Source organism: Flavobacterium sp. HBTb2-11-1 (genome assembly GCF_009826975.1).
GTDB lineage: Bacteria > Bacteroidota > Bacteroidia > Flavobacteriales > Flavobacteriaceae > Flavobacterium.
The window spans coordinates 314,510-333,187 of record NZ_WUMO01000003.1 but is presented as its reverse complement, the minus strand read 5'-3'; the positions used below and the strand labels follow the sequence as shown (position 1 = coordinate 333,187).

Here is an 18,678-nt window from a genome sequence, read left to right as displayed (position 1 = left end):
GAAATTAGTGCTAAAGAAATGTTAACAAATGGACAAGTTATTCATAAACATGGATAATTTCTATAAAGTCAATTATAACAAGGCTTAGCGACGTTTTTTTTATAAAATTATATAATGAAAAACTGACTAATAAATCGATTTCGGAAATTTTTCTTCTGCATACTGATGGTGTGGTTTTAGGTTATGTTAGAAATATGGTGTTAAATTATGTTTATATACGAAGTAATTATTATCTAATGTTCTTTTTATTTATGCTCTGTCCAATTTATTTCCCAATTTTTAATTGATTCTCTTTCTTTATTTTCATCAAAAGAACTATTATCAGCAGATGCCTTTTTAAGAGCCTCCAAAAACATTTTCCATCTTGGCCAGTAAAATCCTTTGTACATTCCTTTCCATGCTCTTGAAGCATAGTCGTTCAAATGGCCTTCTCCGCCCCATAACGTAATTAAGGTTTTGGCGTTTTTAACATATAAAGAAGAAACCTCAGACGAACTTCCATAATCAGAAGCTGACTTTACCCATTGATCTAAGCTATTTAATGGCTGTCCAGACATTATAGCATCTATATGCAAAACTTGTTTTTCTATCTTTTTAAATAACTGGTCTCCTTTTGCGATATCTTTCTGCTGATACGCTTTTACGCATGCCATCAGATCTTCGTCAATAGAAAGGGAATAATAATGTCTTGAAACATCTATCAGATCGTATTGGATAAGATTCTTTTTATTGTATTTTTTAGCTTCTTGGCTTAAAATGTCCAAAGCTTCTTTAAGCTTTTCTTTATCTCCAGGGTTTTCTTTAAACTCTGTAATTTTAACTGTTGGACGTTTGAAAAGCAAATACGCACCAGCCCAATCATTCCACCAGCGTGTTTCCCAATATTTGACATTGTAAACCGATTTCAGCAATAATTCCCAAGCCTGAAAAACTGCTGGTGAAGTCTGTCCGTATCTTGCATTTAAATACTTAGCCAACCAATCCTCTAGAGACTGTTCTGCCTTGGTCCACGGAAGATCATATATATATTCGTAAACAATAGAATTATTGTTTAATCCTTCAGGCATTGCGCCGTAACCTACAATATTTCCTTTCTTCGGATTTTTCAGCAAACTCGCCAATTCTTCTTTATAAAAATTCAAATCTCCATACACAGGATTAGAACCTCCATAATTATGCACATAACCATACGTCCATTGTTTGCCATAAAAAGCTTCCTGATTCTCCCATACCTTATATCTATCGTTGGCATAATCCTGAACCATCACTTTTTCGTTGGGAACTTTGCTTAAAAAGGCACTTGTCGCTTCTTTTGTCCAAAATTCTTTGTTATCGCCAAAAAGCCATCCTTGCATCACCCATACTGCACCGGGAGCGGCTTCGTTTATAGTTTCATAAACAGCGCTTCCATAATTAGAAAGTTCTTCATATTTATTATGTTCAGAAACTGGAGGTTCGATTTCATTGAAAGAATCAGCTAAATAAAAATTAGATTTCCCGTACTTTTTGGTGTAAATTTCAATAAAACGCTTTCCAATTTGTTTGAATAAAGGATCTTTGGAATCTAACAGAAAAGTGCTTGCAAAACCGCCTCCAGACCATGATTTTAATTCGGTTATTTTGGCTTCGGGATGTTTTTCGGCGAAAGCCTTTGGCACATAACCGCTAAAAGCAGGAACAACAGGATGCATATCCAGCGCTTTCATTCTTTCTAAGATTTTCTTTTGGAGCTCTTCTTTCTTAACGAACCATTCTTGAGGCAATGGCCCTTCGAGACTATTGATATTTCCCATACGCTGCCAAGGCAGATAAGCTGGTCCTGCAAAATGAGATTCTAACTGCGAGCTTGTTAAGCCATATTCTTTCCACAATTCCTGCCATACCGCTTCTTGACCTTCCATTGCAGTCGGTAGATTGATTCCGTGTAATGCCATCCAGTCAATTTCCTGTTCCCAACGTCTCCAGTCCCACCACGGAGTTGTATAGCCAAAAGTACAGGCATTCAGATATTCTCTGTACTGAAAAGGCGTTTCTCCTTTTTTTGAATATTTAGGCCAAGCTTTAGGAAGATCCATTCTGTTTCCTTCCCAGCTTACCAAAACTGCTCCTATGTCTCTTAAGAAATTGTAAGCTGCATAACAGATTGCGGTATTGGTTGACGCTTTTATCTTTACCAGATTATTCTCTGTTTGAATTTCAAACCATTCCGTATTACTTTTTTTGTCTTCCGCAAGACTTAACTGAAATTCGCTCGCGCGACTCCCAACAAGCCTTTCAATAACTCCAAAAGCACTTTTTGTTTTTTCTTCGTTTTGGCAAAATCCTTTTATAGATCCAGAAAATAACAGCACAAAGGCCATTACAGCCAACTTTAAGGAACTGCGGTTTTTAATTTTAAAATTCTCACTTTTCATATAAATCATATATTTATTAAATTGTCTTTATTCACTTCGGTCTGATAAAACAAAGGAGATTAAATCTTTACATTAATCTCCCTGCTCAAACAAAACCTAACAAAAAATTACTACTAATACTTAGCAGTACTAACGAATAAACCAGAAAGCCAATAAATAGGTTCTGGAACCGAAAATAAAATTATATATAATGCCATCCCATAAGATGGATTTATCAGTCAAAAGCATAGACATATTTAACAGTCTATTTTATTCGGTCAAGTTGAAGGTTAACTATTTTTGCAAATCAATAAAGATGTGTATGGAATACCTAAAAATAAAACCCTGCAAGGAATTAGAACCTTATATACATTTCTTTTGGGAACTGAAAGGAAATCCAAATGGAGCGCAGTGGGAACGGGTTTATCCAGACGGCTGCAGTGGAATTATAATAAATTTAGGCAATAGCTGTTTGACAGATAACGGTTCTCTGTATCTGGAATTTGGAAAAACTTACGCTGTTGGTGCGATGAATTCGTATAAAGACAGCTTAATTGATACCGATACCCATTTAGCGGGTGCATGCCTAAAACCTGCTGCTTTTGCCAATTTCTACAGCTATGATCCACAAAATACTTTGATTAATGATACTGTTGAATTTGAAAAATCTAATTCATTTAGCATCGATAAAATATTTAAAAAGTCCTTTAGTTATTTCGATTGCTTTTTTTTGGAAAGAATAAAAAGCAGAAACATTCCGTTACAATCTGTTATTAGGGATATAGATTTAACAAACGGACAAATTAGCATTTATGAATTAGCTCAAAAGAATTGTACAACGGTGAGACAGCTGGAGCGAAATTTTAAAAAGTATATCGGGTTGTCGCCAAAAAAATACACAAATATCATCCGTTTTCAAAATGCATTAAATGCTATTGAAAAAACAAACCAAGATCGAAGCTTGTCGGATATTGCATTTGAATGCGGTTATTATGATCTTTCGCATCTTAGCAATGAAATTAAGCGAAATACCGGACTTTCTCTATCTTCGCTATAATTTGTCGCATTTTTACAAAATACAATTGATGGACTGAAAGTATATTTGGCTAAACATTCAAAATTAAAACCAATGCGAAAAATATCACTTTTTATTGCTATGAGCCTAGATGGATACATTGCAAAGCCCAATGATGATTTGAGTTTTTTAAAACTCGTAGAAAAAGAGGGAGAAGATTATGGTTATGCCGAATTTACGGCAAACATAGATACAATAATTATTGGCAGAAAAACGTATGACTATGTCCTTAAAGAAATTGGTCCATCTCATTACGACAATGGCCAAAGAGAGGTTTATGTAATAACCCGAACTGAAAGGCCGCCAATTGGCAAAACTACTTTTTATACCGGAAGCTTAATGGAACTTATCGGTCGATTAAAGTCTGAAAAAGGAAAAAACATTTATTGTGATGGTGGTGCCGAAGTAATAAACGAACTGCTGCAAAATAGTTTAATCGATGAATTCATAATTTCAATTATCCCTGTTTTATTGGGCAACGGAACCAAACTTTTTAAAGACGGAAGACCTGAGCAAATACTTGAATTTATTTCGGCAAAAACATTTGAAACTGGATTGGCACAACTTTATTATAAAAAGAAACAACACTAAAAATTTAAGTATAATCTAATGCACCATAACATCTATAATATAAAACTTAAACCATTTGCATAATTCCATTAACTTGGAATTATGCAAACTGTTCAAGCCTAAAAATTTGAAAACTATGGCAAGGTGTAGATCTGCTCCATCTTCAGCCATTTTTCGCCCTCTTTTGCTCCAGGAGGCGCTTGCTGAAATTTCCACATCAGACGCTCCCACTCCTGAACCTCTGTGTTTGCAGCATCCATGAGCTGTTTTCTTTCGGGAGTAAAAGTTTCATCCACTTCTATAATCATAAATAATCTGTTGGCTAGGAGGTAAATTTCCATAGAGACTATTCCTGCATCTTTAATACTTTTTGTGATTTCGGGACGCGCATTTTCTGCAAGATGATACTTTTTATATTCTTCTATAAGCTCTGGATTATCAATTAGATCGCAGACATAACATATTCTTTTTAAAGGCATACTTTCCGGCTTACAGTTTATATTCTATTTTTTTTCCTTTATATGCCAACACTTTTTTTGTTCCGTCTGGCAGCACAATGGTAAAAGTCCTTTCAGATAACATGCCCTTATATTGTCCTCTACGGTTAGAAATAGTTAATTTTTTTTGCTTGTCGTTATAGCTGAAATCAATTTCTGTGTAGGCACCTTTTTCATAATTATAATTATCAAATTCATCTTCATAAAGAGTAAAGAAACCATCCTTTCCAGGATAGACTTTTATTTGAAGATTGTCCCATTTTTTTTCCTCCGCAAATTGCACTTGAGGTCCGATTGGAAGTATAGCGCCTTCCTTTACAAATAGCGGTATCATATCCAGTTTTGTTTTTCTGGTAATTTCCTGACCGCCTTGCAGTTTTTCGTTTGTCCAGAAATCGTACCAGCCGCTTCCAGCAGGAAGATAAACGGTTCTTGATTTTTCTGCTGTAAAATCTATACTTTGATTTTGATTCTGGCCTTCTTTTATTTTTTCGGGTGTATATTGAGCCTCAACCACTGGTGCAACCAAAATAGATTTTCCGAACATAAATTCATCTTTAATATCCCAGCTTTTAGAATCAGCAGCAAAATCCATAAATAATGCCCTCATAAAACTAGAATCTCTATGAGTTACTTCCCATGATGTCGAATAAATATAAGGCAATAAGGAATAGCGCAGATGTATAAACTTCTCAATCGCATCGTATACCGATTCTCCTTTCTGACCAAAGTTATAGATCTCGCGAGGTATATCTGTTCCATGAGAACGCATCATCGGGTTAAAAGCGCCAAATTGCAGCCAACGAACATAAAGCTCACGAAACAAAGGATTATCTGCTCCAGAAACTTCTCCTTTTTGGTTATAAGCACCAGCAAAAAAACCTCCAATATCTGAATTCCAATGTGGCATACCAGTAAGGGTAAAATTAAGTCCTGCTGGAATCTGGGCGCGCAGGTTTTCCCAACTAGATCCTACGTCTCCTGTCCATGTATTTGCACCATAACGCTGTTGGCCAGCAAAAGCAGATCTTGTCAATATGAAAACTCGTTTATCTGAAGTCTCTTTTCGCTGATGATCGTAAACTCCTCCAACAGTCATCAGAGGATAAGCATTTCGCACCTTTCTAAAAGTTCCCAAATAGGTTTTGGTATCATAATCTTCTGGCTTTACCCAAAGATGATCAGGCTCTGTCGAATCCATCCACCAGCCGTCAATTCCTTTTGCGAAAAGGCCTTCGCTTGCATATTTCCAATAAATGTCTCTTGCCTTTGGGTTATAGGCGTCATAAACACGCACTCCAGAAGGATAATCTTTTTTGGGCGGAAAAATTTCGCTGCCAGATTCAGGCCACGTCAAAAAATCAAATAGCATTCCGTTACTATTCAACTCATTATAAGGTTTGGTTTTTGGTCCAAATGAAGACCAGATCGAAATAATCATATGAGCATTCAGGCCATGAATTTCATCCACCATTTTTTGAGGCTCAGAAAATTCAGGATTAAGAAACTCCATCGCATTCCATAAATAATTATTCCCCCAATACTGCCAGTCTTGAATTATTCCGTCTAGAGGCACTCCCAGTTCGCGGTATTTTTTTACTACGCCGACTATTTCGTTTTGGCTTTTATAACGTTCTTTACTTTGCCAGAAACCATATGTCCAAAGCGGAAACATTGGAGCGCTTCCTGTAAGCTTTCTCATTTGCGAAACCACTCCATCTGCATTTTTGCCATACATAAAATAGTAATCTACCCCATCTCCCACATTAGATTCAAATGAAGTCCCATTGGCATCATCTTTAAATTCTGTTGGAGCATAATTATCCCAAAAAAGTCCATACCCTTTTACCGACTGGAAAAAAGTTACAGCATCTTCTGTATTTCCCTGTTCCAAACGGTAATTTTGATTTCTTTGGTTTAAATCTCCTCTCTGGTGCTGTCCTAATCCATATATAGGTTCATTTTTGTCCAAATCAAATCCCTGATATACGGCATAAGAATCGGTATCGGTATCTTTTACTCGTTTAAATTTTGTTCCATGTTTTTTCTCGCGAAGTAAAGTCTGATCTGAACTTGCAAATGAGATTTCTCCTGTTGGAAACTGTACCGCAACATTTAAACTTTCGGATTTTAAAACCACTTGGCTTTCCTGACTTTTTACTGTAAAAGCAGTCGCCGACGGTTTCATGATTACCGAAAGGCTTTCTTTGGAATAAACTCCTGCTGCAGGATATTTTATAACCCTTACAATCGAAGGACTGTAAAACTGAATTTCTATTGTATTTCCGTCTGCTTCGGTTTTAATCCCAAGACTTGTTTTCTCATACTTCTGTCCATAGCTCATCACACAGAAAAGCAAAGGGCAAATTAATTGGTAAATAAATTTCATTTTGATGGTTTGATAGTTAATAGTATTATAGTTTTAGTTTTTTAGTTTGCATATTATATAAAAGCAGAAGCTTAAGATTTTTTTATGCTGTCGCAATTCAAAAGAAGGAGCATATGATCTTCAAAAAAGCCTTTTAATTCTTGCCTCGAAATTTTGCAGATGCTAATGTACTCTTTAGTTGGCTGGTGCAAAAAAAATGATACATTTTGACCTGTCATAAAATACATTCCATCCCCCTCACGGTCTTCAATAAGCATAATGATACATAAGAGCCTGTCAAATGACACATTTATACCCCATATGCTCTTTCATTAAAGGATATTTTTACACCCTGACACAATCGATTTAGCAATAGGATTCTAATAAGCTTTTGCAATCTAAAATACGGATTGCTAATAACTTTACAGAAATTCAAATTTCAGCTCCATCAGTTTCCTATGCTTTTAAATCGAGAAATCACAAAACTGCTAATTATCATAAACTATTCGTAACCAAAAAACATGAAAAAAAACACAATAGCATTAGGTCTTTCGGCTGGATTACTCTTGGCATCATGTGCTGTTAAAAATTACACCAAAACAGATGACGGTGTTTTAATAGGCCTAAACCCAAGCACAGAAAACCAATTGCGCACACTGCGCCTTCAGGTTTTAGGCAATGATCTCATACATGTTGCTGCAACAGCACAAGAATTTCAAAAAGATTCCAGTCTGATTATTGTTCCCAACCAGCAAACTGTTCCATTTCACATTAATCAATCGAAAGATTCCATTAAACTCTCAACCAAAACGCTGAATGTTATGGTTTCGGCAAAAGACGGCGGAATCAAATTTAAAGATAAAAACGGAAAAATACTGTTGGCCGAAAAAGCAGGCGGAGGCAGAACCTTTCTTCCAATACAAGCCGATCAGACAAAAGGCTATACCGTGCGCCAAATATTTGAGTCGCCTCAAGATGAAGCTTTTTACGGACTAGGACAACATCAGTCGGACGAATTTAATTATAAGGATAAAAGCGAAGAACTTTTTCAATACAATACCAAAGTATCTGTACCATTTGTCGTATCAAATAAAAATTACGGGCTTTTGTGGGACAGCTATTCTTTAAGCCGATTTGGAGACAGCCGTCCTTATGAACAATTAAATCAGGTTTTCAAATTATTTGGAAAAAATGGCGAACCTGGTTTCTTAACGGGAACTTACAGCACACCTGAGAAGAAAAATGCACCGCTGATTCGCGAAGAAAAATCCATTTTTTTTGAGGATGTAAAAAGCATTAAAAACCTGCCAACGGATCTTCCTTTAAAAAATGCTAATGTCACGTATGAAGGCGAAATTGAAGCTCCGCAGGACGGAGAATATAAATTTATATTGTACTATTCTGGATATGTAAAAGTCTATTTAGACAATCAATTAGTGGTTGCCGAGCGATGGAGAACCGCTTGGAATCCGAATAGCTACAAATTCTCTATGAATCTAAAAGCAGACAAACGAACTGCTTTAAGGATAGAATGGCGACCAGACGGTTCAACCTCTTACTGCGGATTAAGGGTAAGAACGCCTCAATTGGCTGAGGAAAAAAACAGCCAGGTCTGGTGGAGCGAAATGAACAAAAAAATCGATTACTACTTTATTCATGGCAATTCCATGGACAGCATAATTAAGGGATATAGAACCTTGACGGGAAAATCCCAAATTATGCCTAAATGGGCAATGGGATATTGGCAGAGCCGCGAGCGATACAAAACCCAAGATGAAATCTTAAGCAATTTAAAAGAATTCAGAACGCGCCAGATTCCAATTGACAATATCGTATTGGACTGGAATTATTGGGAAGATGATGCATGGGGAAGCCACAAGTTTGATCCTAAGCGTTTTCCTGATCCACAAGCCATGACAGACTCCATCCATTCGATGAATGCCAAAATGATGATCTCCGTCTGGCCTAAATTTTATAAAACCACAGACCACTTTAAAGAATTCGACCAAAAAGGATGGATGTATCAGCAGGCCATTAAAGACAATGTACGCGACTGGGTTGGCCCAGGTTACGTAGGCTCATTTTATGACGCTTATGCAAGCGGTGCGCGCAAACTGTTTTGGAAGCAGATTTATGAGAATTTATATCCTATAGGAGTTGATGCATGGTGGATGGATGCTAGTGAACCTAACGTATTGGACTGCACCGATATGGAGTACCGCAAAAAATTGCAGGGACCAACCGCTTTAGGGCCTGCAACCGAATATTTCAATACTTATGCTTTAATGAATGCAGAAGCAATCTACGATGGGCAAAGAGCTGTAGATTCTAATAAACGTGTGTTTCTTTTAACGAGATCAGGTTTCGCTGGACTGCAGCGTTACTCAACAGCAACCTGGAGCGGCGATATTGCAACGAGATGGGAAGATTTGAAAGCACAGATTTCGGCAGGTCTTAACTTTGCTGCAAGCGGTATTCCGTACTGGACGATGGATATTGGAGGATTTTGTGTGGAAGACCGTTATGTGAGCGCACAGCAGCAGTACGACAAAAATGGAAATGAAAACTCTGATAGCAAAGAATGGCGTGAATTAAATGCACGCTGGCATCAGTTTGGAGCTTTTGCTCCGCTATACCGATCACACGGACAATTTCCTTATCGCGAACCTTGGAACATTGCTCCCGAAGGTCACCCAGCATACGAGTCTATTGTATATTATGACCGCCTTCGCTATAGATTAATGCCTTATATCTATACAATGGCGGGTATGACGCATTTTAACGATTATACCATTATGCGTCCTTTGGTGATGGATTTTCAAAACGATAAAAATGTCGTTAACATCAGCAACCAATTCATGTTCGGATCTTCTTTTATGGTCTGCCCTGTTTACCAATATGGAGCACGAAAAAGAGAAGTGTATCTTCCTGCTGGCACAAACTGGTATGATTTTTATACGGGCAAGCAGCTCTTAGGCGGACAAACTTTACAGGCAGATGCTCCTTATGGACGTCTTCCGCTATTTATTCCTGAAGGCGCTATAGTTCCTGTTGGCCCTGAAATCCAATACACCGATCAGAAACCTGCTGATCATGTTATATTGTATGTTTATAAAGGCCGCGATGGCAGTTTTACCTTGTATGAAGATGAAGGAGTTAACTACAATTATGAAAAAGGCCATTATAGTGCGATAAGCTTCCATTTCAATCAAGAAAAGGGAACTTTAACCATTGGCGAGCGCAAAGGAGATTTTAAAGGCATGCTAAAAGACCGAAAATTTAAAATCGTCGTTGTTGATCCATCCAACCCGAAGGCATTCCTTTCTGATGCTTCTGGAAAAGAAATCGATTATAACGGAGCGCTTCAAGTCATAAAAATTTAATCATCTTAGAACAATCACATTCAGCATCTGCATTTAGGACAACCTTAATGCAGGTCTCTATGCAAGTGAGAAAAATATAGATCCATGAAATTAAAAAACTATATCGTTTGTTTATTGCTGCTGTCTTCAGCAGGCGCAATGGCACAGAAATCTCCTGTTTTCTTTCCTAAAGAAAATCTGATGGCAATGGGGATTTATTACTATCCGGAACACTGGAATAAAAAAGACTGGGAAAGAGACATTAGTAACATTTCTAAGACTGGTTTTGAGTTTATTCACATTGCAGAATTTGCATGGATAGACATGGAGCCAGAAGAAGGACTTTACAAATTTGAATGGCTTGACGAAGTAATCGATTTGGCTGGAAAATACAAATTAAAAGTTATTTTAGGCACACCTACAGCAATTTCACCCGTTTGGATGGGCATTAAATATCCTGAAATCTATCTGATGGACAGCCATTATCAAAGGGCTGAACATGGAACAAGAGCACAGCAGTCTTTGAGCAATCCAGTATGGAGAAATTTTTCTAAAAACATCATTAGTAAATTGGCAGCGCGCTATGGCCATAATCCAAATGTAATGGGATGGCAGCTCGACAACGAGCCAGAAGCGAAAGAAGATTACAGTCCTTCTTCTCAAGACACTTTCCGCAAATGGTTAGAGAATAAATACCGCACCATAAACGCTTTAAATACGGCATGGGGAGCCTCTTTCTGGAGTCAGACGTACAGCAGTTTTGACCAAGTTAAAATCCCAAATGCTGATCATGTTGGATGGTGGGGAATCAATCCGCATGCTTTGCTGGACTTTAAACGATATACAGCCGATACACAGGCCGATTTTTTAGATTTTCAAGCAGACCTTATCAGACCTTTAATTGCTAAAAATCAGTTTGTAACAACAAATTATACCGCTACTACTCCATCAGCAGATCCTAGAAGAACAAAAAAACTCGATTTTAACTCTTTTACCAGCTATCCTAACAAAGGAGTTTTTAATATTGGAGACAAAGGCTTTCGTCTTGGCGATCCTCAAGAACTTTCTTTTGCCTTGAGCTTCTTTAAAACCAGAGATAATATTTCAGGAATTATGGAGCTTCAGCCTGGTTTTGTCAATTGGGGAAATGTTAATCCTCTGCTGCAGCCCGGCGTAGTACGCATGTGGCTTTATCATTGTATGGCCGAAGGCATGTCTTTTGCGTGCTCTTATCGTTACCGCCAGATCAATTACGGTGCAGAGCAATACCACAGCGGCATTACAAAACTTGATGGAACTACCCTATCACAAGGAGGAAAAGATTACCAGCAGACGATGCAGGAAATGAAATTATTAAGAAAAGCTTATAATCCGAAGGCAGAAATGCCTAGAGAAATTAAGGCTCGAAGAACTGCTTTATTATGGAATTATGACAATTCTTGGAGCATGGGCCGTCAAGCGCAAACAAGCCAATGGAATACGCTATCTTTTTTTCAAAAATATCTTGAAATCGTAAAATCATACGGAGCACCAGCAGAAATAATTTATGAAAACGAACCATTAGATTCTTATGCGGTTGTGGTTGCTCCTGCATACGAACTGGCCGATGAGAAACTTATTGCCAAATGGACAGAGTACGTAAAACAAGGCGGGCATTTAATCTTAACCGTGCGTACGGCTGTTAAGGACAGAAACGGCCATTTATTCCAAGCAGGATGGGGCGCTCCGATTTATCCTTTAATCGATGCCAAAATTGAAGACTTTGATCATCTTCTGCCTTATGCAAAAGGAACTATCCAAGGTTTCGGAAAAGAATATTACTGGAACAACTGGGCAGATTTAGTAAAAACCAATAAGCCCGAAAATGTACTTGCCAAATACACGAACCAATTTTACGCAGGCACGGCAGCTGTGGTGACCAACAAAATAGGGAAAGGAACCGTTACTTATATTGGCACAGATACAGACGATGGACAACTTGAAAAAGAAGTCCTGCAGCAGGTGTATAATCAGGTTGGGATCGCTGTGGAGCATTATCCTAAAGGAGTTTACGTTAGCTGGCGAGATGGATTCTGGATTGCAGTCAATTATTCTTCAGAAGATTACCAGATCGAAAAAATATCCAACACTGCAAATATTTTAATTGGCGGTAAAACGGTACCGCCAGGAGGCGTAACCGTTTGGCAGCAATAAAAATGACTTTTTTCTAAACAGCCATAATTCTTAAAGATTCCTGCAGCTTCTGTTGCAGGTTTCAACACTGACTAACTATAAATTTAAACCAATCAAATGAAAAAGAATTTAATCACTTTGCTTTTTGCCCTGAGTTTGTGTGCAAATGCAAATGTAAAAATGCCACTGCTTTTTAGCGATGGAATGGTTTTACAGCGCAATAAACCTATTTCTGTTTGGGGATGGGCCAATTCTGGAGAAAAAATTGAAGTCACTTTTAACAAACAGACTCAGAAAACTAAAGCGGACAAAAACGGAAAATGGCTTTTGTACTTGAAACCTGAAAAAGCAGGCGGTCCTTTTAAAATGACCATTAAAGGAAACAACAGTATTATTATTGAGAACGTCCTAGTCGGCGAAGTCTGGGTATGCAGCGGACAGTCTAATATGGAATGGCCAGTTGCTCAGGCACAGAATGCCGATTATGAAATCAGTCAGGCAGATAATCCTTGGATAAGACAATTTTTAGTAGACAAAGATTTAAACTCGACACCTAAAGAGGAACTCAAAGCTGGAAGTTGGAAAGAAAGCAGTAAAAAAAATACAGGAGCTTTTACAGCGGTGGGTTATTTTTTCGCCAAAAAAATATACAATGAATTAAAAATCCCTATTGGGATAATAAACTCCTCTTGGGGAGGCACTTGCGTGGAAACATGGACCAGCAGGGAAGCTTTTGAAAAAAGTCCCGAATTCAGCAGCATGATTGTCGACCTACCAAAAATCCCTATGGATTCATTGCTGAAAAATAAACTGGCTACACTGAAAGTACAGATTGAAAATCTTCAAGGATCTAAAATCACTTCAAACTCAGAAAGCCAATACAAAACGGTAAACTTTGACGATAGTTCGTGGCCAGAAATGCACGTACCGCAATTGTGGAACCAGCAATTGGGCAGTTTAGACGGCACATTGTGGATGCGCAAATCTTTTATGATTTCAAAAGAAGATGCTGGTAAAGAGGCTTTATTGGAGCTTGGCAAAATAGACGATGAAGACCTTTCTTATGTAAATGGAATTGAAGTGGGAAAGAATACCCAATGGGACAAAAAAAGAATATACAAAGTACCTGCCGGAACGCTTAAAGACGGGCTTAACACTATTGCAGTAAGAGTGACAGATTACAGCGGAGGAGGCGGCATTTTTGGCGATGAGGCTGACTTAAAATTAACTGTAGACAGTACCATTGTACCACTTGCAGGAAAATGGAAATTTCAGGTTACAGAAATCAGAACAGACTTGTCTCCAAACAGCTACCCTGCCCTTCTTTATAATGCCATGATCAATCCTTTGATTCCGTATGCTATTGAAGGAGTTTTATGGTATCAAGGCGAGGCAAATGCTACACGTGCCGAACAATATAAAAAAGCTTTTCCGTTACTAATCAATGACTGGAGAACAAAATGGAATCAAGGTGATTTTCCTTTCTTTTTTGTCCAGCTGTCTTCTTTTAATGAGTTTGGAGGAAACAGCAGCGTTGGCAGTTATTGGGCAGAATTAAGAGAAGCGCAAACTTTCACCCTTAACAATGTTGTCAATACTGGCATGTGCGTTACTGCAGATATTGGAGATCCAAAAGATATTCATCCAAAAAATAAACAAGATGTAGGATACAGACTGGCTGCCATCGCTTTAAATAAAGTGTATGGCAAAGGAAAAGTTTTCAGCGGACCAGCCTACAAATCTATGGAAACGAAAGGCAATCAGATGCTCTTAACATTTGACAATGCCGAAAACGGTTTAATGGTTCATGACAAATACCAATATATAAAAGGATTTGAAATTGCAGGATCCGATCATGTTTTTCATTATGCCAAAGCTCAAATAAAAGGCAGCCAGCTTTTGGTATGGAGCGATCAGGTTCAGAATCCAGAAGCAATTCGCTACGGTTGGGCTGACGATGCTAGTGATTGTAATCTGTACAATGCTGAAAATTTCCCTGCTGTTCCTTTTCGAACAGACGACTGGAATAGCATCACAAAAGGCATTCAATACAGCTTTGAAAAATAAGCCATTTTATAAAGTAAAGGCTTATTGCACATTTCAATTTCTCATATCGATTCTAAAGAAAATAGAATTGATATGAATTGGAATGTTGACTGTGATTTTAGATAAAAATAGCCCTTCTTACACTGCAAATTCAGATAAATGATTAATTTAGACCGAATGAAAAAGCATAAAGTCCTCTTATTGTTTCTTGCTCTTTTTGGAATAATTTCTTTCCAAAGTATTCTTGCGCAGTCCAATTATATTTTTCACCAGTTGAAAACCAGCGAAGGATTTTCGAGCACCAATGTCAAGACATTTCTAAGGGACAGCTACGGTTTTTTATGGATTGGCACTGAAACTGGACTTAATCGATATGATGGTTACGAATTCAAAGTTTACACCACCAACTCCAAAAAGCCCAATAGCTTAATTTCCAACGATATTTTAGGTCTTCAAGAAGACGGCTTGGGAAATATATGGGTCAATTTCGGGCATGATAATGCGATATATAACAGAGATAAGGACTGCTTTATTACGGACATCACTTCTCTTTTAAATAAGTTGCACATTCGCGCAGATGCCAACTGTAAAATTTATGTGGATAAAAAAAAGAATTTATGGGTTTTCAATAAAAAAAACATATTTTTCTACGATATAAAAAAAAGGCATACTTCTGTCTTTACTGGCGTAAACATTGAAAATCCTTTTTTTGCTAGCGTAACAGATAATGGCGAGTCTGTATATTGCATTGAAAATTCTCAAAAATGCTGGCAGTTAAACAGTACTACAGGCCATATTAAAACCATTAAACTCCCAGCTTCCAGCAGAAAAAATGGAACTGATGAATGGCATATCGTTTTTCTGGACAGCAACAACGGATTATGGGTCTATTTCAGCAATAACCCCAATGAAGTTTCTTATCAAGATCATCAAACTAAGAAATGGAGCTCTATAACATTAAAATCCAGTGTAGACAGCGACATTAATTTCGTTAGCAGCATTATCGAAAATAAGCCAGGCGAAATATGGATTGGAACAGACCATAAAGGGCTTTTTATTTTTGACAAATCAAAAAACAGCATAACAAACTGTGTTCAAAACTCAAACAAAGACAATTCTCTGCCATCCAACAATATCACTTGCCTATATCGCGACAACGATAGGACTATCTGGATTGGTCACAGCAAAAAAGGGCTCTCTTTTTTTAATGAAAGCTTTAAAAATTTCATCAATTTCAAACACCCGGAATGCTCTGATATTAGCACCATAATGGAGGATCACAACGAAGATCTCTGGATTGCAACAGATGGGAAAGGACTTTTTAAAAAAGATAAAAAATCAGGAAATACTTCTCGAATTCCATTTCCCAAAGCAGCCATCACCTGTTTGTTGGAAGATCGCAAAAACCGCATTTGGATCGGCACTTATCAAAACGGGCTGTTTTGCTGGCAAAATGGCGCCATAACCCAATATACCACGAAAAACAGCAAACTAAGCAACAACAATGTCTGGAACTTAAAACAGGATCGTTACGGAAATATCTGGATAGGGTCTATGGGAGGAAAAATACAGCAGCTTCCGTCCGATGCCACTAGTTTTGATTCTGTCGTTTCTGTATTTGAAGATCAAGTCTTTGCGCTCGATATGTTTTACGATTCAGGCGATGAGCTTCTGCTGGGTACGGGTTACGGGCTTTTCAATATTGATATTACCAATAATAAGAAAGTCGTATCGTATGGCAATAAAAAAGGAACGCAAAAATTCAAACACTTTCAGATTTCTACGATCTACAAAGACAAACACAATATTTTATGGATTGCCCATAATGATGGACTGAATATCTGGGATCCGAAAAAAGATACCATTTATTACTTCAACAAATCAAATGGCCTTTGCGACAATTCTGTAAGCGGCATATTGGAAGATAACCGCAATAACATTTGGGTTACAACTCCCAATGGGCTTTCTATTTTAACGGTCAGTTATGATGCAAATGATAATTTATCCATAAGCAGTAAAAACTATTCGGTAAAAGACGGATTAATAGATAATTATTTTAACAAACACACTATTCTGCAATTAAGAAACGGTGATATTTTGCTTGGCAATCTGGACGGATATACCATAATCAACCCAAACAAGCTGTTAAAAGAAAACAAACCTGTTTCAAAAATTATTTTCACAGGACTAACTCTTGGAAATCAGAATATTGAGGTGGATTCTATCTATAATGGGCATAAATTATTGCAGCATTCGACAGAACTGCTTTCCAAGCTTACTTTAAGGCACGATGACAGGCTTATTACTCTTAAGTTTACGAGCACAGATTTATTAAATGCCGATAAAGTCAAGTATTTTTACAGGATTGAAGGGTTTAATTCGGAATGGATTCCTATTCAGGACAATAAAATTGCAATTTCTGCCTTGCCAGCCGGCAATTACAAGCTTTTGGTAAAAGCGTACGATAATGCTTCGGGTTGGAACGATAATATCAAAGTATTGGCATTGAGTGTACTGCCTCCTTTTTATTTAACTATCTGGGCGTATCTTTTTTATGGGCTAACGATCGCGGCCCTAATATGGTATACCGTGCGCAGATCAAAAATCCGCCATCATTTAAAATTAGAAGAACAGCGCGAAAGAATGAATCGTGAGAAGGAATGGCAGATTAACGAAATGAAGCTGAACTTTTTCACCAACATAAGCCATGATCTGAGAACTCCTCTAACCCTTATCATAACGCCTCTGCAAGTGCTCTTGAATGATTCTATGGATGAGGTTATGCGAAAGAAAATAAATGTCATCCATAAAAATGCGCAGCAGCTTCTTTCCTTAATCAATTCTCTGCTGGATTTTCGCAAATTAGATGCAGGAATCGTCAGCTTAAACTTAAAGGCATCAGAGTTTGTAAGTTTCGCCGAGGATATCTGCAGTTCGTTTAATGTTTATGCTACGGAACGCCATATCCAATTATCTTTTGAAAGCGAGATAGAGAGTCTGCTTATGGAATTTGATAAGGATAAGATCCAAAAAACACTTACCAATCTGCTTTCGAATGCTTTTAAATATACTCCCGATGGAGGAAAAATTCAGGTAGAAATTAGCAGTGACGGTACTCAAGTCTGTGCCAAAGTTCGCGACACGGGTCCAGGAATCAGCGACAACGATAAACCGCTTGTATTTGAGAGATTTTATCAAGGCGAACAAAGCCAAAATGAAACCGGCAGCGGTCTTGGATTGCATATTGCGTATGAATACATACATCTTCATGGTGGCACTATAACTATTGAAGATAATGTTCCGCATGGTTGTGCATTTACTTTTAAAATCCCAATTAGAGAAAGTTCTGAAAAGAATTTAATGGTTAGTCCTGCTCAGTCTGATATTATAACCATTGAGGAGGAGAAAATAGACAGTCCTACTGAACAGCTGGTTCTTTTTGTAGATGACAATAAAGATTTGTGCGAATTTATAGAAGACAACCTAAAAGACGACTTTACGGTGCTTACTGCCCATAATGGTCAAGAGGCTATCGAACTGCTTCAAAAACACAATATAACGGTTATTGTAAGTGATGTAATGATGCCTGTTATGGATGGCATTGAGCTTTGCAAATTGGTCAAAACCAATATCTACTGGTCGCATATCCCAGTAATTCTGCTTACCGCACGTACTGCTGAAGAATATCATATTGACGGATTAAAATACGGAGCCGACGATTATATTACTAAACCATTTAATATTCATATTCTCAAACTTCGAATTAATAAATTTATCGAATGGACCAAAAAAAGCCATGCCGCATTTAAGCAAAAAATAGATGTTAATCCGCAGGAGATTACCATTACCTCTCTAGATGAAATTTTTATTGAAAAAGCCATAAAAGCCGTAGAGCAGCATATCAGCAACACGGAATTCTCTGTAGAAAATCTAGGAGATATTTTGGGTTTGAGCCGAGGACATCTGTACAAAAAACTGATGTTCATAACTGGAAAAGGACCAGCCGAATTCATTAGAACCATACGTTTGAAAAGAGGACGCCAGCTTCTGGATAAAAGCCAACTGCAGGTTTCGCAGATAGCCTATGAAGTCGGATTTAATTCGCCGAAAAGATTTTCAAAATATTTCCGTGAAGAATTTGGCTTATCTCCTTCTGAGTATTTAAAACTTCATAAAAAGCTATAACAGCGTAACA

9 protein-coding genes are annotated in these 18,678 nt (G+C 37.6%); 6 read left to right on the top strand and 3 right to left on the bottom strand.

Annotation, left to right across the window (positions count from 1 at the left end; genetic code table 11):
- Positions 1-245: 245 nt before the first annotated feature.
- On the bottom strand, positions 246-2,414 hold the full coding sequence (locus tag GR162_RS08510) for an alpha-N-acetylglucosaminidase (RefSeq protein WP_160781785.1): 2,169 nt from the start codon (positions 2,412-2,414) through the stop codon (positions 246-248).
- 301 nt (positions 2,415-2,715) lie between these two features.
- Between GR162_RS08510 and GR162_RS08505 the strand changes: the two genes are divergently transcribed.
- Positions 2,716-3,450: a helix-turn-helix transcriptional regulator gene (locus tag GR162_RS08505; protein ID WP_237421335.1), complete on the top strand. Its 735-nt coding sequence runs from the start codon at positions 2,716-2,718 to the stop codon at positions 3,448-3,450.
- A 72-nt stretch (positions 3,451-3,522) separates the two neighbouring features.
- Positions 3,523-4,059, top strand: a complete 537-nt coding sequence (locus tag GR162_RS08500) for a dihydrofolate reductase family protein (RefSeq protein WP_160781783.1) — start codon at positions 3,523-3,525, stop codon at positions 4,057-4,059.
- Positions 4,060-4,172: 113 nt separating this feature from the next.
- Here the strand turns inward: GR162_RS08500 and GR162_RS08495 are convergent, their stop codons facing one another.
- Positions 4,173-4,517, bottom strand: coding sequence for an L-rhamnose mutarotase (locus tag GR162_RS08495; RefSeq protein ID WP_160781782.1), 345 nt, complete (start codon positions 4,515-4,517; stop codon positions 4,173-4,175).
- A 10-nt stretch (positions 4,518-4,527) separates the two neighbouring features.
- Complete coding sequence (locus GR162_RS08490; RefSeq protein ID WP_160781781.1) at positions 4,528-6,924, bottom strand: glycoside hydrolase family 31 protein; 2,397 nt, start codon at positions 6,922-6,924, stop codon at positions 4,528-4,530.
- 500 nt (positions 6,925-7,424) lie between these two features.
- Here GR162_RS08490 and GR162_RS08485 point away from each other — a divergent pair, with 500 nt between their 5' ends.
- The 4 genes from GR162_RS08485 (at position 7,425) to GR162_RS08470 (ending at position 18,668) form a co-directional block, all read left to right on the top strand.
- Complete coding sequence (locus GR162_RS08485) at positions 7,425-10,286, top strand: TIM-barrel domain-containing protein (RefSeq protein ID WP_160781780.1); 2,862 nt, start codon at positions 7,425-7,427, stop codon at positions 10,284-10,286.
- 84 nt (positions 10,287-10,370) lie between these two features.
- Positions 10,371-12,458: a beta-galactosidase gene (locus tag GR162_RS08480; RefSeq protein WP_160781779.1), complete on the top strand. Its 2,088-nt coding sequence runs from the start codon at positions 10,371-10,373 to the stop codon at positions 12,456-12,458.
- Positions 12,459-12,554: 96 nt separating this feature from the next.
- Positions 12,555-14,504 carry a sialate O-acetylesterase gene (locus tag GR162_RS08475; RefSeq protein WP_160781778.1) on the top strand — a complete coding sequence of 650 codons (1,950 nt, stop codon included), beginning with the start codon at positions 12,555-12,557 and terminating at the stop codon, positions 14,502-14,504.
- A gap of 156 nt (positions 14,505-14,660) precedes the next feature.
- Positions 14,661-18,668, top strand: coding sequence for a two-component regulator propeller domain-containing protein (locus GR162_RS08470; protein WP_160781777.1), 4,008 nt, complete (start codon positions 14,661-14,663; stop codon positions 18,666-18,668).
- Positions 18,669-18,678 lie beyond the last annotated feature (10 nt).